The following is a 25,184-nucleotide window of genomic DNA, read 5'->3' on the forward strand; positions in this document are numbered from 1 at the left end:
TTACACTTCAAAAACCATAAGCCGCCCTGTCGTGGCGGCTTTGGCGGTAAACAGTGTTGTGAGTGGCGTCCCATGTTGCGTGTCAAGATCCTGGCCTCGACCATTCCGCTCTTGCTGGCCGGCGTGGTCGCCGGCGGCGAACTGATCCCGAGCGCAAGTCCCTGCATCGCGCTTGGCCGCGCCTCGATGCAGATCGCAACCGCGCCATGGCAAAATCCGCTTCACGTCAGCTTCACCGATGATCCGGAAGTCGCCACCGTGCGGGTTCAGATCGTCGACAACCCGGATCTCGCCGATTTCACCGTGATCGACGGGGCGCGGACCGCCGAAGCCGACAGTTGCATGGTGACGCGCGAGACGACATTCGTCAGCATCGCCGACCACGCCACCCATGCGGACCCGGTGATCTATCTGTCGCGGGAGCCCGGCGCGGATTATCGCGTCTTCGTACAGTCGCGTGCCTTCAGCACGCGGGAGGCCGCGGCACTTGTTGTCGGCGCCGGAGGGCGCGTGCGCATGGCCGAGCGGTCGATGTGAGGCGTTAACGTCTCGTTAGCCACGTTTGGATCGCCGCCGGCGATCCGCGCGCGCTTCAAACTCTTCGAAACATCCCCAACACATTCTTGCGCGGACTTTCCTCACGTACGATCTCAACCGCGGAGCGGACACCAATGCTGCGAGCCTTGCGCATCCGATCCCGGCTTCGCCGTTTTAGCCGACGGCATCCCTGGATCACCCTCACGATCCGCTCCGTGATGATTTTCTCCGCGGCCTTCGGCGGAGCTTACGGGTTCATCACGGGAAGCCGCAGCGAGACCTACGATCCGCACAGCTTCGCCCTTGGCGCGAGCTTCCTGTTCGCGCTGGCCTGTCTGGCGCTTGCGACAGTCAGCATGCGGATGCGCTGGCTGCGCAAGAAGATGCGCAAGATCGAGCTGCATAACGAAGCACTGGCTGACCGCAACTGGGAATTGAAGGGCGCCGAGGAACATGCCCGCAGCCTGTTCGAATCCCAGAGCGACCTGATCGTTCTGCGCGACAGCGACGGCCTGATCACGTCGGTCAATGACGCCTACTGCGCACTCGCGCGCAAATCGCGCGAAGCCCTGATCGGGACTCGCTTTGCATTGCCCGTGCTGGAACAGGGCGCTATCGCAATCGAGCCGAGTGGCACACGCGTTCACGACCAGAAGATCGACAGCGCGATGGGTCCGCGCTGGATCGCATGGCGCGAGGGCCTTGTGCGCAGCGATGCCTATCAGGCCGCCGACCTGCAGTGCGTCGGCCGCGACGTGACGGACCGCGCCGAGACCGAACGCGCCATGGCCGAAGCGCGTGATCTCGCCAACTCCGCCAACCGGGCGAAATCGAAATTCCTCGCCATGGCGTCGCACGAGATCCGCACGCCGCTGAACGGCATCATCGGCATGAGCAACCTGCTGCTCGACACAGCATTGACCCCGGAACAGGCGACCTACGCAAAGGCCGTGAAAACATCCGGCGATGCGTTGATGGCGCTGATCGACGAACTGCTCGACTTCTCCAAGATCGAAGCGGGCAAGATCGACCTCGAATATCGGCCGTTTACGCTGGCAGCGATGATCGAGGAAATCACCGAGCTGCTCGCGCCACGCGCGCAGGCCCGCAAGCTCGAGATCGCATCCTATGTCGATGAACGGCTGCCGGCGGAAGTCATTGGCGACGCCGCGCGATTGCGGCAGGTGCTGCTCAATCTCGCCGGCAACGCCATCAAGTTCACTTCGGTTGGCGGTGTCGCCCTGATCGCCGAGCCCGGCATCTGGCCGGGTGAAGTCTCCTTTCTCGTGCGCGACACCGGCATCGGCATCGCGCCGGAAGCGCAGCAAAGAATCTTCCGCGAGTTCGAGCAGGCCTCCGAAGGCACGGCGCGCAATTATGGCGGCACAGGTCTGGGACTCAGCATCAGCGAGCGCATCGTCCGGCGCATGGGCGGGCGGATTACGCTGGAAAGCGCCGAAGGCGCCGGTGCAGCATTCGCGTTCTCGATCCCGCTTGCTGTGGCGGAACCCGGCGACAGCGCCGCTTCGCCCTTCCTTGCGCCCGATCTGACCGGCAAGTCCGTCATGCTGGTCGCGCCGCAGACCATCGAAGCCTCTCTGATCGCGCGGCGGCTGGGACGCTGGGGCGCGCAGACCTGCACGGTCGCGGACGCCGACATCGCGCGTGCATTGCTGCCCGAGCGGTCGTGGTACGCGGTCCTGGCCGATTGCACCGGCAGCGACACCCGGTTGCAGGATTTCGCAGCAGCAGCCTCACGTCACGCAACACATCGGATCGCGATGTTTACGCCCTCGGCACGGCGGGACATACCGACCGGCATCATGGCGTTGTTCACCGGCTATCTGGTGAAACCGCTGCGCGCGACGTCATTGGCCGCGCGGCTCTCGGCATCCGGTGCAGCGCTGGTGCCGGAACTGCCCGGTGACAACGAGCCTGCGATTGAGCCATCGAGCATCGTCTCTCCGCAGACAGTCGCGCCGCGTGCACTCTCGATCCTCGTCGCGGAAGACAACGAGATCAACGCACTCCTGATCCGGTCCTTGCTGACGCGCATGGGCCACCGCGCGGTCATCACCACCGATGGCGAGCAGGCTCTCGAATCGTGGATCGCCGCCGACGGCGCGGGCACGCCCTATGACGTGGTGCTGATGGATATCCAGATGCCGAAACTGGACGGCATTGCTGCGACAAAACGGATTCGGGCGCTTGAGGCGGAACGCAGCCCGCGGCGCACGAAGATTCTCGCACTGACGGCGAACACCCTGGTTGATGATCGCTATGCCTGCTTCGAGGCGGGCATGGACGGTTTTCTGGTCAAGCCGCTCGATCGCGAGAAGCTGATGGATGCGTTAGCGGCCATTCCTGCATCGCGCACGATTGTTGCCTGATTTGCATCGCGCCGCGCGCGGCGCGATGTCATAAATCCGTATCACGACCATGATTATTGGTGCCTCAGGGCTGCGCTTGGCGAATCAATGCGCGCAGCCGCGAGGAAGCCATGAGCGGCAATAAACCGGCGCTGACGGAGCCGGATGCAAATTCCAGAACATTTGAGCGGCAGGCCGTTCGAAGCCCGCTTGAAGCGTTTCGCCAAAATCCGCTGGTTCAAATGCTCCGGCCTGCTCATGCGAAGTCGGCCGCGACGACGGCTGCCACATGGCTGATGCCAAACCTTATGCATTCAAGCCTGCGCGGCGAGGCCGTGCCGGAGATGATGCAACCTGCGCGTCTCGGCAAGATCGGCGCGCTGGAAGTCCGTCTTGCGCAGACCAAGAGCGACGTGAAGCGCGCTCAGAAGCTGCGCTACAAGGTTTTCTACAAGAACGGCTCCGCCATCGCCGACGCCGCCACCATGCTGGCGCAGCGCGACAAGGATGCGTTCGACAAGATCTGCGATCACCTGCTGGTGGTGGATCACGCCGCCAAGCCGACCATGAGCGGCAAGCAGCCCGTCGTCGGCACCTATCGCCTGCTGCGCCAGGACGTCGCCGAAAAGCATGGCGGCTTTTACACCAACGATGAGTTCGACATTTCCGGCCTGATGCAGCGCCAGGCGGGCTTGAAGTTTCTCGAGCTCGGCCGCTCTTGCGTGCTGCCGCCCTATCGCACCAAGCGAACCGTTGAGCTCTTGTGGCACGGCGTGTGGAGTTACGTGCGCCGGCACAATCTCGATGTGATGATTGGCTGCGCCAGCTTCGAGGGCACCGATCCGGACCGGCTCGCGTTGCCGCTGTCGTTCCTGCACCACTTCGCGGCGGCGCCGGAAGGCTGGCGCGCCAGCGCGCATCCCTCGCGCCGGGTGGAAATGAATCGCATCGCGAAAGAGAACATCGATACCAAGGCGGCGCTGCGCATGTTGCCGCCGCTGATCAAAGGCTATCTTCGGGTCGGCGCCTTCGTTGGCGACGGCGCGGTGATCGACCACCAGTTTGGCACCACGGATGTACTGGTTGTCATGCCGGTGTCGGCCATCTCCGGCCGTTATCTCGATCACTTCGGCGCCGACGCGACGCGTCACGCGGCATGATCCACCTGACTGTCATTGCAGCGAAGCAATCCACTCTTGGGAGAAGCTGGATAGCTTCGTCGCTCCGCTCCTCGCAATGACGAAGAAAACTCTGCCTACAGCCGCCGCAACTGAACGTCCTCGATGATGTGGTCGCTGCCCTTCTTCAGGATCAGCGTCGCACGCGGCCGGGTCGGCAGGATGTTCTCTTCCAGATTGACAAGGTTGATGGTGGTCCAGAGCTCAAGCGCCCTGTCGGTCGCTTCCTTGTCCGACAGCTTCGCATAGCGATTGAAGTAGGACCGTGGATCGCGGAACGCCGTGTCGCGCAATGTGAGAAAGCGCTCGACATACCATTCGCGCAGGATCGGCTCCTCCGCATCGATATAGACCGAGAAGTCGAAGAAATCCGACACATAGGGCACAGCCTTGCCGTCGCGCGGCAGGCGTCCGGTTTGCAGCACGTTGACGCCTTCCACGATCAGAATGTCGGGCCGGTCGATTTCGACTCCCTCGTTGGGAATGATGTCGTAGGTGAGATGCGAGTAGACCGGCGCGCGGACAGGCCGGCGACCGGCCTTGATGTCGGACAGGAAACTGAGCAGCGCAGGAAGATCGTAGCTTTCGGGAAAGCCCTTCTTCTGCATCAGGCCTTCGCGTTCCAGAATCTCGTTCGGAAACAGAAACCCGTCGGTGGTGACGAGATCGACCTTGGGCCGCGGTGACCAGCGCGCGAGCAACGCCTGCAGCACGCGTGCCGTGGTGGATTTGCCCACCGCCACCGACCCGGCGACGCCGATGATGTAGGGCATCTTGCGGTCCTCGATGCCGAGGAAGTGACGCTGCGCAACGAACAGGCGCTGCGCGGCCGCGACATAGAACGACAGCAGCCGCGACAACGGCAGATAGATTTCCTCGACTTCCTTGATGTCGAGGCGATCATGCATCGAATGCATCCGCGCGATTTCCTCGGCGGTCAGCGTCATGGGCATGTCGTCGCGTAGGGCGGCCCACTGCGCGCGCGAGAAAACGCGGTAGGGATTGTACTGAACCTGGTCGGCTCTCGCATCCATGAGCCATTCCCTCCTGTCCGGAATCCGCGTGTCCCCGCGGGGGCCGGAATTGAACTAATCGCGCTTGCGCGCAGCTTTCTCTTCGAGGCCCGACATCTGCGTCCGTTGCGCCAGCGCATCTTCGACATCCGAGAAACTGATGCCCCGCGATTTCAGCAGCACCAGAAGATGGAAGACGAGATCGGCGCTCTCGGCGATTAGATGATCGCGATTGTTTTCGATGGCGGCGATCACGGTTTCCACCGCCTCCTCGCCCAGCTTCTTGGCGCAATGATCGGGGCCCTTGTCCAGCAGCTTGCGGGTATAGGACGTATCTCCCCCCGACGCCGCGCGGGCATCGATGGTGGCTGCCAGATCGTGGATCGTAAAACGGCTCATAAAGCGCCTTTTATCACTTCCGTACCCCGGTAGGGAGCGCAAAGAGTTGATCGGATTCAGGTATTTGGCATACGGCCAGTTGCCTTCCCGAAACGAAGCTCATGGATCAAGCCGCATCGGCAATCCCGCGCGGACCATATGGTCCTTGGCCTGACGAATGGTGAACTCGCCGAAATGGAAAATCGAAGCGGCCAGCACCGCGGTCGCGTGTCCCTCGCGGATGCCCGCGACCAGATGATCGAGATTGCCAACGCCGCCGGAGGCGATCACCGGAACCTTGACGCTGTCGGCGATGGCGCGGGTCAGATTGATATCGAAACCCTGGCGGGTGCCGTCGCGGTCCATCGAGGTCAGCAGGATTTCTCCCGCGCCCAGCGAGACCACTTCCTGCGCGTATTCGATGGCGTCGATCCCGGTCGACTTGCGGCCGCCATGGGTGAAAATCTCCCAGCGATCCGAGCCGGTGCGTTTGGCGTCGATGGCGACAACAATGCACTGGTCGCCAAATTTCTCCGCGGCTTCCTTGACGAATTCGCGCCGGGCGACCGCGGCCGAATTGATCGACACCTTGTCGGCGCCATAGGTCAGAAGCGTGCGGATGTCGTCCACGGTACGCACGCCGCCGCCGACGGTCAGCGGCATGAAGCAGGCTTCCGCCGTCCGCCGCACCACATCGAGAATGGTGCCGCGGTTCTCGTGAGTCGCGGTGATGTCGAGGAAGCAAAGCTCATCAGCGCCTGCCGCGTCATAGGCAATCGCGGCCTCGACCGGATCGCCCGCGTCGCGCAGATCGACGAAATTGACGCCCTTGACGACACGGCCGTCCTTCACATCGAGGCAGGGAATCACGCGAACCTTGAACATCGTTACCCTGCCCTTAAGCCGCCGCCCGCGCGTTGCGGATCAGCGTCAATGCTTCAGCCGGATCGAGACGGCCGTCGTACAGCGCACGGCCCGAGATCGCGCCTTCCAGCTTTCTGGCGCGAGGCTCGAGCAGCGCCTTCACGTCCGCAATGGACGCAAAGCCGCCCGACGCAATCACCGGAATTGAAATCGCCTCGGCCAGCGCAACCGTCGCGTCGAGATTGAGCCCCTTGAGCAGGCCGTCGCGCGCAATATCAGTGAAGATGATCGCCGCGACACCGGCATCCTCGAACCGCTGCGCGATGTCGAGCGCAGTGACGGTGGACGTTTCCGCCCAGCCCTCAACCGCGACCTTGCCGTCGCGCGCATCGAGACCCACAGCCACCTGGCCCGGGAATTTCTTCGCGGCTTCTTTCACCAGCGCAGGATCGCGCACCGCGGCGGTGCCGATAATGACCCGGCGAATACCCTTGGCGAGCCACGCCTCGATAGTCGCAAGATCGCGGATTCCGCCGCCGAGCTGCACCGGGAATTTCACAACCTTCAGCATCGCCTCAACGGCCTGCGCATTCATCGGCTTGCCGGCGAACGCGCCGTCGAGATCGACAACGTGAAGATATTCGAAACCCTGCGTCTCGAAGGTTTTCGCCTGCGCAGCGGGATCGAGGTTGAACACGGTCGCGCGCGCCATGTCGCCCTGCTCGAGGCGCACGCACTCACCGTTCTTGAGATCGATCGCGGGAAAAAGAATCACGGCTTCCACTTCAGAAAATTGGAGATCAGGGCGAGACCGAAGCGCTGGCTCTTCTCGGGGTGAAACTGCGTGCCGATGGCGGTGTCCCTGGCGACGATCGCCGTCACCGGCCCGCCGTAGTCAGCGCGCGCGACGACATCGGCTTCATTCGCCGCGTTCAGGTGATAGGAATGCACGAAGTAGGCGTGGCGGCCCTTGTCGCCGAGCGGAAGCCGCTCAAGCACCGGATGTTCGCGCACCAGATCGAGCGTGTTCCAGCCCATGTGCGGAATCTTCAGGTCTTCCTCACGCGGCGTGATCTTCACGACATCACCCGAAATCCAGTCGAACCCCGGCGTGGTGACGTATTCCTTGCCCTGGGTCGCCATCAACTGCATGCCGACGCAGATGCCGAAGAACGGCCGCGCCTTGTCGCGCACCGCTTCCGTCATCGCCTCGACCATGCCGTCGAGCGCATCGAGACCCTTGCGGCAATCCGCGAACGCGCCGACCCCCGGCAAGACAATCCGATCCGCGCGAAACACGGTTTCGGGATCGCGCGTCACGACAATCTTCTGCGGCTGTTCCATGGCGCGCGCCGCGCGCTCGAAAGCCTTCGCCGCCGAGTGCAGATTGCCGGAGCCGTAATCGATGATGGCAACGCTCAACGCGGCGCTCCGGATTCAGGAAACAGACCAATGATGCCTTGCGGCTGTGAAATCGACGCGCGCGGCAGCGGGGGCGGTGACGACGGGCTGCTGCGCGCAGTTCTTGCATTCCAGCGTTCAAAGAACCGCCGCTCGGCGGCTTCTTCCGAATCCGCGCTGACCACATCGAGCTGACGCCATTTGCCGCGTGACAGCTTCCAGCGGCGCAGCGATCCGGCCTCAAGCCCGACCAGCAATGCGATGACAGCCATCACCAGCAAACGCGCGCCCGACCCGACGCCGGCAGCCGACATTGCGATTTCAGCCACGATCATCAGCGCGATGTAGCATAGCAGCGCCAGCCACAGCCGGTGCCAGATCAGCCAGAAGATCGCGGCGACGAAAGCCCAGACATAAAACCCGTCGCGCACGAACACGAGCTTTTCCGGCGCCGTGCGGACATCGACGCCGTAGCTCGCCGGAGCGTGAACCGTATAAACCGCCATGATCGTTCTCCGGAACCTCGTTCGGCACGATCCGGCAAAGATCGTGCGTCACTTGCAGGTCCAAAAGTGAGTCCAGCGCATGACCGGCATGCGCTTCAGGTCAAATCAGCCGCCGAGCGTGCCCTTGGTCGAGGGAATTTCGCCCGCGGCGCGCGGATCGATCGCAACCGCCGCCCGCAAAGCGCGCGCCAGGCCCTTGAAGCACGACTCGGCGATATGATGGTTGTTCTCGCCGTACAGCGTCTCGACATGCAGGGTTATGCCGGCGTTGATCGCAAAGGCATTGAACCACTCGCGCACCAGCTCGGTGTCGAACTCACCGATCTTGTCGCGCGGGAACTCGGCCTTGAACACCAGCACCGGCCGCCCCGAAATATCGATCACGACGCGCGACAGCGTTTCGTCCATCGGCATGTGGATGCTGGCGTAACGGGTGATGCCCTTCATGTCGCCGAGCGCCTGCTTCACAGCCTGCCCGAGCGCAATGCCGACATCTTCCGTGGTGTGGTGGTAATCGATGTGGAGATCGCCGTCGGCCTGAACGGTGATATCGATGCGCGAATGCCGCGCCAGCAGATCCAGCATGTGGTCGAAGAATCCGATACCGGTCGCGACATTGGAAATGCCGGTCCCGTCCAGATTGACCGACACCATGATGTCGGTTTCCTTGGTTTTGCGCTTGATGGTGGCCGTGCGCATGAAAAGTGCTCTCCAGAAGCCGGAAGTCGCGCCCTTTTAACAGGCACATGACGCCTTCGCTACTGCGGGATGACGCGATTTTTGCCTGAGTTTTCAGATATGGTGACCGGAATTCGCCGCCCCGGCAGGTCGATTGCAACCGGCGGCGCCAGTGCCTAGATCAGGCCTTCAACGAGGTTTCTATGCAAGCATCACAGCCTGAAGTCTGGCACGGCACGACGATTCTCACAGTCCGCAAGGGCGGCAAGGTGGTCATTGGCGGCGATGGGCAGGTCTCCATCGGCCAGACCGTCATCAAATCCAACGCCAAGAAGGTCCGAAAGCTCGGCAAGGGCGATGTCATCGGCGGCTTCGCCGGGGCCACCGCCGACGCCTTCACGCTGTTTGAGCGGCTCGAGGCCAAGCTGGAGCAGTATCCCGGCCAGCTCACCCGCGCGGCGGTCGAACTGGCGAAGGACTGGCGCACCGACCGCTATCTGCGCCGCCTCGAGGCCATGATGATCGTCGCGGACAAGGACGTCTCGCTGGTCCTGACCGGCACCGGCGACGTGCTGGAGCCGGAACACGGCGTGATGGCGATCGGCTCCGGCGGCAACTACGCGCTGGCTGCGGCACGCGCGCTGGCCGATTCCGACAAGGACGCCGAGACCATCGTGCGCCGCTCGCTGGATATCGCGGCCGACATCTGCGTCTATACCAACCGCAACGTCACCCTCGAAACGCTGAGCGCATGAGCACCGCGGCAGACCAGGCGGCTTCGCCCGCAAGGTCGGGACTGTCGCCGCGCCAGGGATTCATTATCGCGGCAGGGCTGCTTCTGCTGCAGGCGGCAATCCTCTACGGCATGGGCCGCGTGCCGATCTGCACCTGTGGTTATGTCAAGTTGTGGCACGGCGTGGTGCAGAGTTCGGAGAATTCGCAACACATCGCCGACTGGTACACGTTCTCGCATATCATTCACGGCTTCCTGTTCTATGGCCTGACATGGCTGCTGCTGCCGCGCGTGTCCTGGATCGCGCGCCTTCTGGTCGCGATGCTGATCGAGGGTGGCTGGGAGCTTCTGGAAAATTCGCCGATCATCATCGAGCGCTATCGCGCCGGCACCATCTCGCTGGATTATTACGGCGACAGCATCGTCAATTCGGTGTCCGACACGCTGGCCATGATTGCGGGCTTCATTGCCGCGCGGAAACTGCCGGTGATCGCAACGGTGCTGATCGCCATTGTGTTCGAGATCGCGGTCGGCCTGCACATCCGCGACAACCTGACGCTGAACATCATCATGCTGATCCATCCGTTCGATGCGATACGGCAATGGCAGAGCGGGCCGCCGATTATCTAGACCCGCCGCTGCTTGCGATACCTCTTCTTCAACAATAGCTAAGAGCCATGACAGACTTCTCCCCCCGCGAAATCGTTTCCGAACTCGACCGCTTCATTGTCGGACAGGGCGACGCCAAGCGCGCGGTTTCTATCGCGCTGCGTAACCGTTGGCGGCGGCAGCAGCTCACCGGAACGCTGCGCGAGGAAGTATTGCCCAAGAACATCCTGATGATCGGGCCGACCGGTGTCGGGAAGACCGAGATCGCGCGGCGGCTCGCCCGGCTGGCCAATGCGCCGTTCATCAAGGTTGAGGCCACGAAGTTCACCGAGGTCGGTTATGTCGGCCGCGATGTTGAGCAGATCGTGCGCGACCTCGTCGAGGTCGCAATCATGCAGACCCGCGAACGCAAGCGTAAGGATGTGCAGGCGCGTGCGCAGCAGGCCGCTGAGGAACGTGTGCTCGATGCACTGGTCGGCGCCAACGCCAGTGCCGCTACGCGCGATTCCTTCCGCAGGAAATTGCGCGCAGGCGAACTGAACGACAAGGAAATCGAAATCGAAACCCAGTCCTCCGGCGGCTCGCCGATGTTCGAGATTCCGGGCATGCCGGGCGCGCAAGTCGGCGCGATCTCGATCGGCGATATCTTCGGCAAGATGGGCGGCCGTACCAAAACGCGCCGGCTCAGCGTCGCGGATTCACACGAAATTCTTGTCAACGAGGAAAGCGACAAGCTGCTCGACAACGAACAGGTGGTGCAGGAATCCATTCAGGCCGTCGAGAACAACGGCATCGTGTTCCTCGACGAGATAGACAAGATCTGCGTCCGCGATGGCGTACGCGCAGGCGACGTCTCCCGCGAAGGCGTGCAGCGCGACCTGTTGCCGCTGATCGAAGGCACCACCGTTTCCACCAAGCACGGCGCGGTGAAAACCGACCATATCCTGTTCATTGCGTCGGGCGCGTTCCACATCGCCAAACCGTCGGACCTGCTTCCGGAGTTGCAGGGCCGCCTGCCGATCCGCGTCGAGTTGCAGGCGCTGACGCGCGACGACATGCGCCGTATTCTCACCGAGCCCGAAGCGTCGCTGCTCAAACAGTATGTCGCGCTGATGCAGACCGAAGGCGTGACCCTCGACATCACAGACGATGCGATCGACGCGCTTGCCGATATCGCCGTCGCGGTGAACTCAACCATCGAGAACATCGGTGCGCGGCGTTTGCAGACAGTGATGGAGCGCGTGCTCGACGAGACATCGTTCCACGCTCCTGACATGACCGGTCAGACCATCACGATCAACGCCGATTATGTGAAAAAGCATATCGGCGATCTGGCCAAGAACACCGATCTCAGCCGGTTCATCCTGTAATCGGCCTACCGCGCCCGGCGGACGCGCACATAAAGCGCGCCCTCGCCGCCGTGGCCGATGTGAGCTTCCTCAAAGCCGATCACGAAGCTGCGGAATTCCGGCAGCCCAAGCCAGTGCGGGACCTGACGGCGGAGCACGCCGCGCTCCGACTCCGGTCCCACTGTGCGGCCCTTGCCGGTGATGATGAGAACGAAGGCCATGCCATTCTCGTGCGCGTGATGCAGGAAGCTCAACAGCACGCGGTGCGCTTTGGTCTGCGTCATGCCGTGCAGGTCGAGCCGCGCGTCGATCTCCTTCCGGCCGCGTGAAAGCTGCGAGCGCTCACGCCGCCCTAGCGGCGCAAGCGGCGGCGGCGCCGGCGGAGCGGCCGGAATCTTTCGATGCATCGCTGGCGATTTCGGTGCCGGTGCCAGCTTCGGAGCGACCGGGGATTCGTCCAGCGCTTCTGCGGAAGCCTTCAGCGAACGCGGCCTCTTGCGCAGCGGCTTCGCCTGCTTCGCCACGCTTTCCCACAGTTCGACCTCTTCGCGGCTGAGCGCGCGCTTTCGCCGGGACACAGGCGGTGGGTCGAGATTACGCGGACGTTTCATTGGCGATGACGAGTGCGCCGGTGATGCTTTGAGCGGCGCGGCGTATCGGATTTCACGGTTGCCGGTGTTGCTTCAGGCGCAGCCTTGGGACGCGCTTCGGGCAACGGCACCGCCTGAGCGACGGGCGCGGCTGTTGCGGCAGGGGGAGTTGGAGCGGCTGGCTGCTCTTTGGGTGCAGCAGTCTTGTTCGTATCGACTGGCGGATCCTTGGGCACAGCCTTCGGCTCAGTCTTTGCTTCGGTCTTTGATTCAGTTTTGGGCTGCTCTTTCGCAGCTTCCTTGACTGTTTCCTTAGGCGCGTCTTTAGCGGCTTCCTTTGGTGTCTCCTTCACCGGCTGCTTCTCGGGCTCGGTCTGGGGAAAAAGTTTGGCAATGGTCGCCGACGGCCGGTCTTCCGGCAGCGGCATGGTCCTGCCGCGCGCAACCGGATCGAGACTGTTCGGCAGCAGCATGACGAAGCGCGCAGGATTCTTCAGGCGGCCGGCGACGCGGCCTGCATCGGCGCCGGCACCGAAGTATATGTCCGCGCGCGCCGGACCGATGATCGCCGAGCCGGTGTCCTGCGCGATCATCAACCGGCGGAACGGCGTGTTCGATGTGTCTGACTCAATCGGCAGGTTGCCTTCGATAAAGAATGGCGTGCCATAAACGTGCAGCGACTTGTCGACCGCGATCGAACGCCCCGCCGTCAGCGGCACGCCCTGAGCGCCGACGGCTTCGTCATCCGCCCCGAGCTTCACCTCGCGAAAGAACACATAGGAACGATTCTGCCGGCGCAGTTCTTTCGCGGCGTCCGGGCTCTGCTCCATGTATTCCCTGATCTTCTGCATCGACATCTGATCTTTGGGAATGATGTTGCGTTCGATCAGGATGCGGCCGACGGGCATATAGGGAAAGCCGTTATGTGCATCATAGTTGATGCGCACGACCGAGCCATCCTCGAGCTTGACTCGTGCCGAGCCTTGAATCTGAATGAACAGCAAATCGGTCTGGCTCTTCAGCCACACAACTTCGAGCCCGCGTCCTGCGATCGCACCATCTTCAATCTCGGCGCGGTCGTAATAAGGCACCAGCTTGCGCCGCCCGATCTTGCGGAACACCTGACCCTTGTTCGGCATGCTGGAATTGGCCTGCGAGTATCCGCGCACGAACAGGTTCGACGGCCGCCGATAGACCGGCACGTTGTACACATCGGTCTGGACCCGCGAGCCGTCCACGATCGGCTCGTAATAGCCGGTGACAAAGCCGGCATCCTCACCGATCCGCGAAATCAGCAACGGCGTGAAATTCTTCTCGAAGAATTCGCGTGCCTTGGCGCTGTCGGAAATATCCTCGGCTCTGGCCGCGATGCACGGATCGCGCAGCGACGTGCCGAGCGCCTTGCTTTCCGCGAGCGGAGCCTTCTGCGCGGCAATCGGCTTGCAGCTTGCGCGAAACGTCTTGAAGGCGGGGAGCGGATCGTCGTCGGTCCAACCGGCGACCTCGCTCCATTTCAGCGGCGCGTACTGAGCGCCGGGAAATTCCAGCGGCCAGACAACCGGTCCGCGCCTTTGATGTTCATGATGTTCGTGGGAGGTATGGCGGCTCGCTCTCGCCTGGGCGTCCGCGATAACAAAGGCGGCGGCACAAAGTCCGGCCGCTCCCGCTTTCAGCCACGCGCCAAAACGCCCGGCTCGTGCACCGGGCGCAGCAACGTCGTTACTGTCCGCTTTCCGTCCCAACCAGCTTCCAGTTCGGATCGCGCGACGCGATGTCACGGGCGAATGTCCAGACATCTGTGACATCGGTGAGCTTTTCCGCATTGCCATCGACGACGGTGCCGGCCTTGTCGCGCGTGACCGAAATCATCTGGGACACAAACCGGACGGTGATCTGGGCGGACCGATCGCGCGTTTCCGCGTTGACGATCTCGGCCTTGTCGATCGACGCGAACCGGGTCTCGACCTTTTCGCCGCGCTGCTCGCGTTCCTTGATCGCCGCCTCGAATCCTTCATAGACCTCGGACGACAGCAGATCCTTCAGCGTGCGCCGATCGCCATTGGCGAACGCGAGCACGATCATCTCATACGCGCTCTTGGCGCCGCTGATGAAATGCTGCGCATCGAATGACGGGTCTGAAACCGCGATCTGATCGAGACCGCGCGCAAGCGCTGATCCGGATTCGGCAATTCCCTTCCACCGGTCAACCACGACCGCAGGTTCGGCCGATGGCGCCAGCGGGGCCTGATCGATGGTTTTGCCGGGCAGCGGCACGACATTATCGGACATGCGCGCATTGCCCCGCGCCGGCAGGTCGAACGGCGGACGTTCGTCACCGGTGCGCTGTCCCAATACGTTGCGCAGCCGCAGGAAGATGAAGACGGCCAGAGCCAGAAAAATGATAGTGTAAATATCCACGTCGCATTCACTTTCTGATCGGTGCTTCACGCCACCCGAAAAACAACCCGGATGGGGCACCAACGAATTTACCTGTCACATGTAGGCATGAAACCCAATCCAGCCAACACCGCCATATGCCGCGCTTTGAAGCGCCCAAAAGACAGGGTTTGGGGCATTCACGGCGCCTGTTTCGCTTAATTCTACCCGATCCAGCGGTCAGAGCCAGCCGAAACGCAACAGAATGAGGCCTATCGTCCTTGTCGAATGAGGCAAGGCTATGATAGCCACTCGCCCCAACAAAGGCCTGTCCCATTCCCGAAGCGGACGTTTCCCCCGCCAGAGCCTTTTTCGCAGGCAGTTCCCGGACCGGATCGTTCCCTGGGCGATTCCGCTTCCACCTTCTCGGAGAGATCTACTCATGACCAATGGCAACGGTGCACCTCTCGAGAACGCGGCCCCGCCCCAGTTCAACGTCCTGGCGCAGTACATCAAGGACTTCTCGTTCGAGAATCCGAACTCTCCGGCTTCGCTGGCGGCCCAGGAGAAGCAGCCCACCATCAACATTCAGATCAATGTCACCGCGAACGCGGTTGCCGAGCATGACTTTGAAGTCTCGCTCTCCATCGAGGGCAAGGCCGAGACCGACAATCTTGTGCTGTTCGCCTTTGAACTGATCTATGCCGGCGTGTTCCGCATTCAGAACGTCCCGCAGGATAGCATGCACCCGTTCATCATGATCGAGTGCCCGCGGCTGCTGTTCCCGTTCGCCCGCGAAATCATCGCGACGTCGGTGCGCTCGGGTGGCTTCCCGCCGCTGATGCTCGACCCGGTGGATTTCGTCGGCCTCTACCGCCAGAACATGGCGCGTCAGGCCGAACAGCAGCAGCAGGTCAAGCCGAGCTAAGGCTTGAACCGGGCTTAAGGCTCAGCGGCGCACCTTCGCGCCGCTTCAGGTTTCCTTGGAAAATTCGTTCCAGACCGGCGTGCCGCCCAGGGTCGCGACGAAGGCTGTGTGCGCGGCGACATCCGCTTCGGTGATGCGCGGCGCAAGCGGAACTTCGCGCTGCCGGCGCGGTGCATCCGTCTGTCCCGTGCTGAACGACTGGCGCGTTTCCGACAGAATAAGCTGCGACTGCCGCGCGCCGATCAGATCGATATAGACTTCTGCAAGCAGTTCCGCGTCGAGCAGCGCGCCGTGCTTGGTGCGGCGGGAATTGTCGATGGCGTAGCGCGAACACAGATCGTCGAGCCGGTTCGACACACCGGGATGTTTGCGGCGCGCCAGCGTCAGGGTGTCGACCAGACGGTCGCGCGGGATCGCCGCCCGCGAAACCTTGGTCAGTTCCGCGTTGATAAAACCAATATCGAACGACGCATTGTGAATGACCAGCGGCGCGTCCCCGATGAAGGTCAGGAAATCATCAGCCACCGCCGCGAACAACGGCTTGTCGGCGAGAAACTCGCTCGACAGCCCGTGCACCGCGAAGGCTTCCTGCGGCATGTCGCGCTCGGGATTGAGGTAGACGTGGAACGTCTGCCCCGTCGGCATGCGGTTGATCATCTCGACACAGCCGATCTCGACCAGCCGATCACCGCGCAGCGGATCGAGGCCTGTGGTTTCGGTATCGAGAACGATTTCGCGCATGAATGTGAGAATGCCGGTTGGTTTAGCGAATCAGCTTCGCCGTCTCGGCATTTTAACGACATCGCGGAGAATTTCACCGATCTGCTGCCGCACCGGGTCCAGGCCGTGGGATGTGTCCACCACAAAATCCGCCCGTTTGCGCTTTTCGGCATCGGGAAGCTGGCGCGACAGAATGGCATCGAGCTTCTCGGGGGTCATGTTGTCCCGCGCCAGGATACGTTCGCGCTGGATCTCCGGCGCGGTGGTGACAACCACCACCGCATCGACGCGGCTCTCACCGCCGGTCTCATACAATAACGGCACATCGAGCACCGCCACCGGCGCACCGGACTTTTCCGCATCGCTGAGGAACCTGAGCTGATGACTGCGCAGCATCGGATGCACAATGGTCTCAAGCTTTTTCATGGCATCGGCGTTGTTCACAACCATGGCCGACAGTTTTTGCCGGTCGACCTTGCCGTTCACCGTGCTGCCCGGAAACGCCGCTTCCACCGCTGGCGCAGCCTCACCCTCATAGACCTTATGGACCGTGGCGTCGGCGTCATAGACCGGCACCCCGGCCTCCTCGAACAGCTTCGCGGTGGTCGATTTCCCCATCCCGATCGAACCGGTCAAACCCAGCAGCAGCATCGTCACTTCTTTCATCAAACAGCCAGCAGATTGCGGCTGCGCAGAAAACCAAGCAGCGGCAGCAGCGGCAATCCCAGAATTGTAAAATGATCACCCTCAATGCGCTCGAACAGGTGCACGCCAGTGCGTTCCAGCTGATAGGCGCCGACACTTGCGGTGACCGCATCGCCGGCCTCATCGATATAAGCGGCGATCTCGCGCTCAGTCAGGGCCCGCATCGTCATGCGCGCCACGCTGACATGGGAAAACAGCGGCGCACCGTCCTTTGTCACGCTGACCGCGCTGTGCAATTCGTGGGTCTGCCCGGACAGCGTTGCGATCTGCGCCGAAGCCGCGGCGCGATTTGAGGGCTTGCTGAAAAGCCGTTCGCCCAGCGCCAGCGTCTGATCCGCCCCGACCACATACCGGCCCGGATGCCTGAGAGAAATAAACTTTGCCTTCTCGCCGGCAAGCAGCGCCGCGATCTCACCCGGATTTTTCAGACCTGATTCGTCCTGGATGGCACGTTCGTCAATGTCAGCCGGGATGGTCTCAACGGCGATACCTGCATTCGCAAGCAGGCTCTTTCGCACAGCACTCTGCGACGCCAGAATCAACGGTTGCCGTTCACGCCAGACAGTCACGTTTGCGATGCCTTCTGGCGCTGGCGATCGGCAAGGAGCTTCATGATGGCCGCGGCGGTTTCCTCGATGGATCGCCGTGTCACATCGAGAAGCGCCCAGTCGAACTTCGCGCTGAGTTTCCGGGCAAACGCAACTTCCTCGGTCACGGCCTGACGATCGATATAGGTATCGTCGCCAGTCTTGCCGATGCCGAGCAGGCGATTTTGCCGAACCTGTATCAGTCGCTCCGGCGTCGCATGAAGGCTGACCACAAGCGGATTCTTCAGCGTTTCAAGCTGATGCGGGATTGGAATTCCCGGCACCAGCGGAACGTTGGCGGTGCGAACGCCGCGGTTGGCAAGATAGATCGAGGTCGGAGTCTTCGATGTGCGTGAGACGCCGACAAGAACCACATCGGCCTCCTCTAGCCCTTCGACGTGCTGCCCGTCGTCATGCATCATCGTGTAGTTCAGCGCGTCGATCCGCTTGAAATACTCGGCGTTGAGGGTGTGCTGTGCGCCGACGCGGCGCGAGGTTTCGGTGCCGAGATAAGCCTGAAACAACTGCATCACCGGACCGATGATCGACAGGCTCGGAATATTGATTTCCTGGCATTTGGCTTCAAGCCGCTCGACCAGATCCTTTTCCAGCAACGTGAACAGTACGATTCCCGGCGCTTCCTCGATTTCCGCAAGGACGCGATCGAGCTGCTTCTGACTGCGGACCAGGGGATAGACATGCTCCACCGGCGAGACGTTGGAGTACTGGGCAGCCACTGCACGCGCGACGGTGATCAGCGTTTCACCGGTCGAATCTGAAATCATGTGGAGGTGAAAATAACTGCCGGTGGTAGGCGCCATGGCGTGTCGAACCCGTTTCCGCTCAATCCGGCGGCTGTGAATCGCTGTGAATCCCTGTGGGCATATTGGCCTCGCTCAGGCACCCGTCGGCACCAGCCGGGATAACTCGCCTATTCATTCACAGCGCTGATTTCGGGATGAAATCTAACCTTTACTTCGATGGTAGCGGGGTTGTGTGGATTTGTCTTGGGATAATGGCGGGCCAACAGCAGGCAAATGCTTGAAACCATCGGCGTATTTTCCACGGCCCTCAGAGAGACCAGTAGCGTGTACAAACCGGCGGCTTGTGGACGAACACTGGATAAACACTGGAGAGAAATGCGCGAGCGCTAATCACGGCTACACTTAATCAGACTTAAGAATCTAAAAGGATTCTTTAAGGAAGTGGTGCTTGCGGACAGACCCCTTCTCGCGTCATCTACCAATGCTGCTCAACACACCGGGCAGAAATTGGTTCCTGCCCATCGAAACTGGAAAGACCGGTTTCGTGGCAACAATAAGCTCAGCAGAGAAGAAGAAGCGATGTACGAATGGATCAAGGCGCTGCATGTGATTGCCGTGATTTCCTGGATGGCAGGCATGCTCTATCTGCCGCGTCTGTTTGTTTATCACTGTGAAGCTGAAATTGGGTCGAAGCAGTCCGAGACATTCAAGATGATGGAGCGGCGATTGCTGCGGGCGATCATGGATCCGGCGATGATCGTGACCTGGCTGGCAGGTTTATGGCTGGTCTGGCAGGGTGGCTGGTATGTTTCAGGCTGGTTTCACGCCAAATTCCTGCTGGTGCTGATTCTGTCGGGCGTTCATGGATTTTTCGCAGCCCGGGTGCGGGATTTCGCCAATGATCGGAATACCCGAAGTCAGAAATTCTACCGTATTATCAATGAAGTACCGACTGTCCTCATGATGGGAATTGTCATTCTGGTGATCGTCAAACCGTTTTAGGACAACGCGTTGCCAAGTGAAGCGGCAACGACCTGCTTGCGAAGACCCGGACGATTTTCTATATTCTTGTCATCCCACCGAACGCAGGCGGATGTGGTTGAGTCCCGGTCTCATTGTTGGACCGGCCGCCACATCAGGTTCGAAGCCTCCCGGCACCTTCCTCGCTCAAGACCTGCGGACTTCTGATCGCGTTTGTAGTCCGTATGTCGTCAGCAGGCTGAACCTTTCGCTCCCCTCCCCTCTCTTTTTCTCCACATGCTCCACAGGACAACCCCAATGCGGGAAATCAAACTACAGGACCTCAAAACCAAAACTCCGGCGGAGCTTGTCTCGTTCGCCGAAGAGCTTGGGGTCGAAAATGCCAGCACCATGCGCAAGCAGGAGCTGATGTTCGCCATTCTCAAGCAGCTTGCGATCCAGGAAACCGACATCATCGGTGAAGGCGTCGTCGAAGTTCTCTCCGACGGTTTTGGATTCTTGCGCTCATGGGACGCCAATTACCTGCCCGGCCCCGATGACATTTATGTCTCGCCATCGCAGATCCGCCGTTTCGGATTGCGCACCGGCGACACCATTGAAGGCCATATCCGCAGCCCGAAGGAAGGCGAACGCTACTTCGCGCTGCTCAAGGTCAACACGCTGAACTTCGAGGACCCCGAGAAGTCTAAGCACAAGGTCAACTTCGATAACCTGACGCCGCTGTTTCCGGACGAGCGTTTCCGTCTCGAACTCGATGATCCGACACGCAAGGATCTTTCGGCCCGCGTCATCGACATCGTCGCTCCGATCGGCAAGGGCCAGCGCGCGCTGATCGTCGCGCCTCCCCGCACCGGCAAGACGGTGCTGATGCAGAACATCGCACATTCGATCACCGCCAATCATCCGGAATGCTATCTGATCGTTCTTCTGATCGACGAACGTCCGGAAGAAGTCACCGACATGCAGCGTTCGGTGAAGGGTGAAGTTGTGTCCTCGACCTTCGACGAGCCGGCGGTGCGTCACGTTCAGGTCGCCGAGATGGTGATCGAGAAGGCCAAGCGTCTGGTCGAACACGGCCGCGACGTGGTCATTCTGCTCGACTCGATCACGCGTCTAGGACGTGCGTATAACACCGTCGTACCAAGCTCCGGCAAGGTGCTGACCGGCGGCGTCGATGCCAATGCGTTGCAGCGCCCGAAGCGTTTCTTCGGTGCTGCGCGCAACATCGAGGAAGGCGGATCGCTCACCATCATCGCGACGGCACTGGTCGATACCGGCAGCCGCATGGACGAAGTGATTTTCGAAGAGTTCAAGGGCACCGGCAACTCCGAACTCATTCTCGACCGCAAGGTTTCGGACAAGCGCACCTTCCCGGCGATCGACATCTCGCGCTCCGGTACGCGCAAGGAAGAGCTCATCACCGATCCGCAGTTGCTCAAGAAGATGTACGTCCTGCGCCGCATCCTTAATCCGATGGGCACCATGGACGCGATCGACTTCCTGCTCGACAAGCTCCGCAACACCAAGAACAACTCAGAGTTTTTCGACTCGATGAACACCTAGAAGCTTCTGACCGCCAGCAGCGGTCAGCTTGTTTGCGATGCCCTGCCCGTCAGTGCGAAGCACGTCTTCGTATCGATGTGCCGGGCATTTGCATTTTCGGCCTACCACGTCAGGATGATTGCGCTGCTCGCATCGGCACAAGCTGCGGCAGCAAGGGAGGTTGTGTCTTGTCGTTAAATCCCAGTCTTCCGCTCGGCGCTGCCCTGCCCGACTGGACGCGCCGTGCGTCGCCGCAACCGGTCACGATCGATGGCCGCACCTGCCGTATCGAACCGCTCGATGTTGCGCGTCACGGTGACGACCTGCTCGCGGCATTCAGAGACACCGATGAAGCATCGTGGGTGTATCTGTTCATCGGTCCCTTTGCGGATGACGCCGGCATTCTGACCTGGCTGACCGAAGCTGCGAACAGCAAGGATTACATTTACAGCGCCATCATCGACCGCGCGTCGGGACGCGCCGGTGGCGTCTGCGCGTTCATGCGGCCAGATCCCGCCAATGGCGTCGTCGAGATCGGCAGTATCCATTATGCCGACACACTCAAACGAACGCCCGCCACCACCGAGGCGATGTATCTTTTGATGCGCTATGTGTTCGATGAGCTCGGCTACCGGCGTTACGAATGGAAGTGCAATTCGCTCAACGCGCCGTCGCGCCGCGCTGCGTTGCGGCTCGGATTTCGCTTTGAGGGAATTTTCCGCAATCATCTGGTGGTCAAAGGCCGCAACCGGGACACGGCTTGGTTTTCGATTCTCGACAGCGAGTGGCCGGCACTGAAAGGCGCTTACGAGAGGTGGCTGGTGCCGGAGAATTTCGACCGGGACGGGAGGCAGCGCGTGTCGCTCTCGGAGATAATGATCGCAGCGCGCGGGTGAACTTTGATTGTGCATCGCAATATGGAAAATTATTGCGGTAGACGCTGCAGCATATTGCGCCGCAGCAATCTTAGAGTCACGGCCTTCGGGGATTTTTCGTTGCCTGCCGGACGGGTGTCCGACAAATAGGCATGCATTCCGCTGACCAGACCATCTTCGCCCTGTCGTCCGGCCGTGCCCCCTCGGCGATAGCCATCATCCGCGTGTCTGGCCCGCAGGCGAGGGCGGCGGTCGAGCGGCTGTGCCGGAAACTGCCGACGCCTCGCGTGGCGCATCTTGCGACTTTGCGAGACCTCGACGGCAGCGCCATCGACGAATCGGTGGTGCTCTGGTTTCCAGGTCCGGGCAGCGCGACCGGGGAAGACGTCGCAGAATTTCATGTCCATGGTGGACGCGCCGTCATTGCGGCGATGTTCGATGCGCTTGGATCTATCGACGGCTTGCGTCCCGCGGAGCCGGGCGAGTTCACGCGCCGTGCGTTCGAGAACGGCAAGCTCGATCTGACCGAAGCCGAAGGTCTCGACGATCTGATCCACGCCGACACCGATCGTCAGCGCCGTCAGGCGTTGCGGCATCTGAAGGGTTTGCTTGGCGTGCGTGCCGAGACCTGGCGGCAGCAGATCATTGAAGCGTCGGCGCTGATCGAAGCGGGGATCGATTTCTCGGACGAGGGCGATGTGTCGGCAGAGCTTGTCGCGCCGGCGCTGCACAGGATCGCAGCGCTCAAATCTGAAATCGAAGAAACCCTTTGTTCATCGGCACAAAGTGAACGCCTGCGCGAAGGTCTCACGGTTGCGATCGCCGGTCCGCCCAACGCCGGCAAGTCGACGCTGCTCAATCGTCTTGCGCGGCGTGAAGCTGCGATTGTTTCGCCGCATGCCGGCACCACGCGCGATGTGATCGAAGTCCATCTCGATCTCGACGGCTATCCGGTGACGCTGATCGACACCGCAGGTGTGCGCGACACCCATGATCCGGTCGAGCAGGAGGGCGTGCGCCGCGCGCGCGATCGCGCCCGCACATCCGACCTGGTTCTGTGGCTTGTCGATGCCAACGACAAGGCCGCGCCGTCGCCGCAGAACGAAGGCGACCATGCGCCGGTCTGGCTCGTCCGCAACAAGGTCGATCTGGTCACGGCGAAAGGCGAGGGCGGGGCTGGGGCGCAGTTCAATATTTCCGCCGCGCAGGGCAGCGGCGTCCCGGAGTTGATCGCGGCGCTTGTGGCCTATGCCCAGGATTACTTCGGGGCGGGCGAAATGGCGCTGGTCAGCCGCGCCCGGCACCGGACATTGCTGCGCGAGACCGTGGCGGCACTGGACCGGGCAGGGCGCTCGGCCGGAAGGGGCGACGAGCTTCTCGCGGAGGAGCTACGAATCGCGATTCATTCATTGGGCCGTTTGACCGGACGGGTGGATGTCGAGGACATCCTCGATGTGATCTTCCGCGAGTTCTGTATTGGCAAGTAGGCCATTGGCCGACTGAGGTTCCATGTCGGCCACTGGACCTGTTTCACGTGAAACAGGCGGCGGAACCTTTCATTGTTCACGTGAAACACGCCAGATTGATTTCCGTCTTTCAGCTTTCGCACCAACGCGATAGAAGTCTGCCCATGCAGACATTCGACGTCATTGTGATCGGAGGAGGCCACGCCGGCTGTGAAGCCGCGGCGGCGTCCGCGCGCGCGGGGGCCAAAACGGGGCTTGTGACCCATCAGTTTGCAACCATCGGTGCGATGTCCTGCAATCCTGCCATCGGAGGTCTTGGAAAAGGCCATCTGGTCCGGGAAATCGACGCCTTGGATGGCCTGATGGGCCGGATGGCCGATCGGGGCGGCATCCAGTTCCGGGTTCTGAATCGCCGGAAGGGACCGGCTGTGCGTGGTCCCCGTGCCCAGATCGACCGTAAACTTTATGCGGCGGCGATGCAGGCGGAAATCCGGGGCACGCCAAACCTGACCGTGATTGAGGGCGAAGCCGACGAGCTTTTGCTGTCCGGGGGCCGAATCTGCGGGATTCGTCTTGGCGATGGGCGGGAATTTGCCGTTGGCGCTGTGGTCGTGACCACCGGGACCTTCCTGCGGGGGCTGATTCATCTCGGTGAGAAGAACTGGCCCGCAGGCCGGGTTGGGGAAGCGCCGGCGATGGGTCTATCCAGATCCTTTGAGCGAGCCGGATTTATCCTGGGCCGTCTCAAGACCGGGACGCCGCCGCGGCTCGACGGATCGACGATCAACTGGTCGGCGGTGGAAATGCAGCCCGGAGACGATCCGATCGAGCCGTTTTCGGTGCTGACCGACCGGATCATGACCCCGCAGATCGAATGCGGGATCACCCGGACCACCAACGCGACCCATGAGATCATCCGGGCCAATGTCCATCGCTCGCCGATGTATTCCGGCCAGATCAAAAGTTCCGGCCCGCGCTATTGCCCGTCAATTGAGGACAAGATCGTTCGGTTTGGCGACCGCGACGGCCATCAGATCTTCCTGGAGCCGGAAGGGCTCGACGACACCACGGTTTATCCCAACGGCATCTCGACCTCGCTGCCGGAAGAGGTCCAGCAGGCAAGTCTGGCAACCATTCCGGGCCTCGAGCAGGTGAAAATGGTCCGGCCGGGCTATGCCATCGAATACGACCATGTCGATCCGCGCGAACTCGATCCGACCCTCCAGACTAAGCGCGTCCCGGGCCTTTTCCTGGCCGGACAGATCAACGGCACCACCGGCTATGAAGAAGCCGGTGCACAGGGTCTCGTGGCCGGATTGAATGCCGCCTTGCTGGCCAGTGGCGCTGAACCGGTCGTGTTCGACCGCGCCGACGGTTATCTCGGCGTGATGATCGACGACCTGACCTCGCGCGGGATCACCGAACCGTACCGGATGTTCACCTCCCGGGCCGAGTACCGTCTGACCCTGCGGGCCGACAATGCCGATCAGCGTCTGACCGACCGCGGCATTGCCCTGGGATGCGTCGGCAGCGAACGGGCAGGGCGTCACGCTGCCAAGATCGCCGAACTTAACACCGCGAAATCACTGGCGAAATCCCTCTCCGTAACACCGAACGAGGCCGCAAAGCACGGTCTGATGCTGAACCACGATGGCCAGCGCCGGACAGCATTCGAGCTGCTGGCCTATCCGGAGGTCGAGTGGGCCAGCGTCGTATCGATCTGGCCGCAGCTTAACGGGATCGACCCGAAGATCGCCGTCCATCTGGAGATCGATGCCAAGTACGACGTCTATCTGGCGCGCCAGGCCGCCGACGTGCAGGCCTTCCGCCGCGACGAAGGTCTGGTGCTGACCGATGTCGATTACGGCGCCGTTCCGGGCCTTTCAAATGAGGCCCGGCAGAAGTTGGAAAAGGTTCGGCCCCGGACCATCGGGCAGGCGGGCCGGATCGAGGCCATGACTCCGGCAGCGCTGGCAATTCTCGCGGCATATCTCCGCCGTGAGGCACGCCGGTCTGCCGTCGCGTCGGCCTGAGG

General features: G+C 61.6%; 26 protein-coding genes. 12 read left to right on the plus strand and 14 right to left on the minus strand.

The window, feature by feature from the left end; all coding sequences use genetic code 11:
* The first annotated feature begins 72 nt into the window (after window positions 1-72).
* From ACP7AL_RS05725 to ACP7AL_RS05735, 3 genes are all read left to right on the plus strand, one after another.
* Window positions 73-537 (plus strand): hypothetical protein, encoded by a 465-nt coding sequence (locus ACP7AL_RS05725; RefSeq protein WP_006023325.1) that lies wholly within the window; start codon window positions 73-75, stop codon window positions 535-537.
* Between the two features lie 134 nt (window positions 538-671).
* Window positions 672-2,927 carry an ATP-binding protein gene (locus ACP7AL_RS05730; protein WP_425989710.1) on the plus strand — a complete coding sequence of 752 codons (2,256 nt, stop codon included), beginning with the start codon at window positions 672-674 and terminating at the stop codon, window positions 2,925-2,927.
* A 110-nt stretch (window positions 2,928-3,037) separates the two neighbouring features.
* Window positions 3,038-4,066 carry a GNAT family N-acetyltransferase gene (locus ACP7AL_RS05735; protein ID WP_425989712.1) on the plus strand — a complete coding sequence of 343 codons (1,029 nt, stop codon included), beginning with the start codon at window positions 3,038-3,040 and terminating at the stop codon, window positions 4,064-4,066.
* Between the two features lie 95 nt (window positions 4,067-4,161).
* Here ACP7AL_RS05735 and coaA read toward each other — a convergent pair whose 3' ends face one another.
* From coaA to hisB, 7 genes are all read right to left on the minus strand, one after another.
* The gene (gene coaA / locus ACP7AL_RS05740; RefSeq protein WP_425989714.1) at window positions 4,162-5,118 is read right to left on the minus strand and encodes a type I pantothenate kinase; all 957 of its coding nucleotides are present in this window, start codon (window positions 5,116-5,118) and stop codon (window positions 4,162-4,164) included.
* A 54-nt stretch (window positions 5,119-5,172) separates the two neighbouring features.
* The gene (locus tag ACP7AL_RS05745) at window positions 5,173-5,496 is read right to left on the minus strand and encodes a phosphoribosyl-ATP diphosphatase (protein ID WP_006023321.1); all 324 of its coding nucleotides are present in this window, start codon (window positions 5,494-5,496) and stop codon (window positions 5,173-5,175) included.
* 99 nt (window positions 5,497-5,595) lie between these two features.
* Window positions 5,596-6,360 (minus strand): imidazole glycerol phosphate synthase subunit HisF, encoded by a 765-nt coding sequence (gene hisF / locus ACP7AL_RS05750; protein ID WP_006023320.1) that lies wholly within the window; start codon window positions 6,358-6,360, stop codon window positions 5,596-5,598.
* A gap of 13 nt (window positions 6,361-6,373) precedes the next feature.
* Window positions 6,374-7,114, minus strand: coding sequence for a 1-(5-phosphoribosyl)-5-[(5-phosphoribosylamino)methylideneamino]imidazole-4-carboxamide isomerase (hisA, locus tag ACP7AL_RS05755; RefSeq protein ID WP_425989717.1), 741 nt, complete (start codon window positions 7,112-7,114; stop codon window positions 6,374-6,376).
* Complete coding sequence (gene hisH, locus ACP7AL_RS05760) at window positions 7,111-7,761, minus strand: imidazole glycerol phosphate synthase subunit HisH (protein WP_425989719.1); 651 nt, start codon at window positions 7,759-7,761, stop codon at window positions 7,111-7,113. Before hisH ends, hisA begins: the two co-directional genes overlap by 4 nt.
* On the minus strand, window positions 7,758-8,246 hold the full coding sequence (locus ACP7AL_RS05765) for a DUF2628 domain-containing protein (RefSeq protein WP_425989721.1): 489 nt from the start codon (window positions 8,244-8,246) through the stop codon (window positions 7,758-7,760). The genes hisH and ACP7AL_RS05765 overlap by 4 nt, the downstream gene beginning before the upstream one ends.
* A gap of 105 nt (window positions 8,247-8,351) precedes the next feature.
* Entirely contained in the window at window positions 8,352-8,945 is a 594-nt protein-coding gene (hisB, locus tag ACP7AL_RS05770; protein WP_006023316.1) for an imidazoleglycerol-phosphate dehydratase HisB, read from the minus strand.
* A gap of 182 nt (window positions 8,946-9,127) precedes the next feature.
* Between hisB and hslV the strand changes: the two genes are divergently transcribed.
* From hslV to hslU, 3 genes are read left to right on the plus strand one after another with little or no spacing between them, the layout of a single operon-like run.
* Entirely contained in the window at window positions 9,128-9,679 is a 552-nt protein-coding gene (hslV, locus tag ACP7AL_RS05775) for an ATP-dependent protease subunit HslV (protein WP_425989723.1), read from the plus strand.
* Complete coding sequence (locus tag ACP7AL_RS05780) at window positions 9,676-10,287, plus strand: DUF2585 domain-containing protein (protein WP_425989725.1); 612 nt, start codon at window positions 9,676-9,678, stop codon at window positions 10,285-10,287. The genes hslV and ACP7AL_RS05780 overlap by 4 nt, the downstream gene beginning before the upstream one ends.
* A gap of 47 nt (window positions 10,288-10,334) precedes the next feature.
* Window positions 10,335-11,636 carry an ATP-dependent protease ATPase subunit HslU gene (hslU, locus tag ACP7AL_RS05785; protein WP_006023313.1) on the plus strand — a complete coding sequence of 434 codons (1,302 nt, stop codon included), beginning with the start codon at window positions 10,335-10,337 and terminating at the stop codon, window positions 11,634-11,636.
* A 5-nt stretch (window positions 11,637-11,641) separates the two neighbouring features.
* Here hslU and ACP7AL_RS05790 read toward each other — a convergent pair whose 3' ends face one another.
* Genes ACP7AL_RS05790 through ACP7AL_RS05800 form a run of 3 tightly spaced genes read right to left on the minus strand, consistent with a single transcriptional unit; the run spans window position 11,642 to window position 14,623 of the window.
* Window positions 11,642-12,226 (minus strand): Smr/MutS family protein, encoded by a 585-nt coding sequence (locus tag ACP7AL_RS05790; protein WP_425989727.1) that lies wholly within the window; start codon window positions 12,224-12,226, stop codon window positions 11,642-11,644.
* Window positions 12,223-13,947, minus strand: coding sequence for an MltA domain-containing protein (locus tag ACP7AL_RS05795; RefSeq protein ID WP_425989729.1), 1,725 nt, complete (start codon window positions 13,945-13,947; stop codon window positions 12,223-12,225). Before ACP7AL_RS05795 ends, ACP7AL_RS05790 begins: the two co-directional genes overlap by 4 nt.
* Window positions 13,925-14,623: a Tim44/TimA family putative adaptor protein gene (locus ACP7AL_RS05800; RefSeq protein WP_024576784.1), complete on the minus strand. Its 699-nt coding sequence runs from the start codon at window positions 14,621-14,623 to the stop codon at window positions 13,925-13,927. The genes ACP7AL_RS05795 and ACP7AL_RS05800 overlap by 23 nt, the downstream gene beginning before the upstream one ends.
* Before the next feature lie 400 nt (window positions 14,624-15,023).
* Between ACP7AL_RS05800 and secB the strand changes: the two genes are divergently transcribed.
* Window positions 15,024-15,509, plus strand: coding sequence for a protein-export chaperone SecB (secB, locus tag ACP7AL_RS05805; RefSeq protein WP_024921047.1), 486 nt, complete (start codon window positions 15,024-15,026; stop codon window positions 15,507-15,509).
* Between the two features lie 45 nt (window positions 15,510-15,554).
* Here secB and dnaQ read toward each other — a convergent pair whose 3' ends face one another.
* From dnaQ to ACP7AL_RS05825, 4 genes are read right to left on the minus strand one after another with little or no spacing between them, the layout of a single operon-like run.
* Window positions 15,555-16,250: a DNA polymerase III subunit epsilon gene (gene dnaQ, locus ACP7AL_RS05810; RefSeq protein WP_006023308.1), complete on the minus strand. Its 696-nt coding sequence runs from the start codon at window positions 16,248-16,250 to the stop codon at window positions 15,555-15,557.
* Between the two features lie 30 nt (window positions 16,251-16,280).
* Complete coding sequence (coaE, locus tag ACP7AL_RS05815; protein ID WP_425990029.1) at window positions 16,281-16,880, minus strand: dephospho-CoA kinase; 600 nt, start codon at window positions 16,878-16,880, stop codon at window positions 16,281-16,283.
* 14 nt (window positions 16,881-16,894) lie between these two features.
* Complete coding sequence (locus tag ACP7AL_RS05820; protein ID WP_425989732.1) at window positions 16,895-17,503, minus strand: Maf family protein; 609 nt, start codon at window positions 17,501-17,503, stop codon at window positions 16,895-16,897.
* The gene (locus ACP7AL_RS05825) at window positions 17,500-18,342 is read right to left on the minus strand and encodes a pyruvate, water dikinase regulatory protein (RefSeq protein WP_425989734.1); all 843 of its coding nucleotides are present in this window, start codon (window positions 18,340-18,342) and stop codon (window positions 17,500-17,502) included. The genes ACP7AL_RS05820 and ACP7AL_RS05825 overlap by 4 nt, the downstream gene beginning before the upstream one ends.
* 522 nt (window positions 18,343-18,864) lie before the next feature.
* Between ACP7AL_RS05825 and hemJ the strand changes: the two genes are divergently transcribed.
* From hemJ to mnmG, 5 genes are all read left to right on the plus strand, one after another.
* Window positions 18,865-19,287, plus strand: coding sequence for a protoporphyrinogen oxidase HemJ (gene hemJ / locus ACP7AL_RS05830; protein ID WP_425990031.1), 423 nt, complete (start codon window positions 18,865-18,867; stop codon window positions 19,285-19,287).
* Window positions 19,288-19,563: 276 nt separating this feature from the next.
* Complete coding sequence (gene rho, locus ACP7AL_RS05835; RefSeq protein ID WP_006023303.1) at window positions 19,564-20,829, plus strand: transcription termination factor Rho; 1,266 nt, start codon at window positions 19,564-19,566, stop codon at window positions 20,827-20,829.
* Window positions 20,830-20,996: 167 nt separating this feature from the next.
* Window positions 20,997-21,704 (plus strand): GNAT family N-acetyltransferase, encoded by a 708-nt coding sequence (locus tag ACP7AL_RS05840; RefSeq protein WP_425989736.1) that lies wholly within the window; start codon window positions 20,997-20,999, stop codon window positions 21,702-21,704.
* 131 nt (window positions 21,705-21,835) lie between these two features.
* The gene (gene mnmE / locus ACP7AL_RS05845) at window positions 21,836-23,170 is read left to right on the plus strand and encodes a tRNA uridine-5-carboxymethylaminomethyl(34) synthesis GTPase MnmE (protein ID WP_425989738.1); all 1,335 of its coding nucleotides are present in this window, start codon (window positions 21,836-21,838) and stop codon (window positions 23,168-23,170) included.
* A gap of 143 nt (window positions 23,171-23,313) precedes the next feature.
* A complete protein-coding gene (gene mnmG, locus ACP7AL_RS05850) occupies window positions 23,314-25,182 on the plus strand; it encodes a tRNA uridine-5-carboxymethylaminomethyl(34) synthesis enzyme MnmG (protein ID WP_425989740.1) in 1,869 nt (622 codons plus the stop codon).
* Window positions 25,183-25,184: the final 2 nt, after the last annotated feature.

The organism is Afipia sp. DC4300-2b1, assembly GCF_049895725.1.
GTDB lineage: Bacteria > Pseudomonadota > Alphaproteobacteria > Rhizobiales > Xanthobacteraceae > Afipia > Afipia broomeae.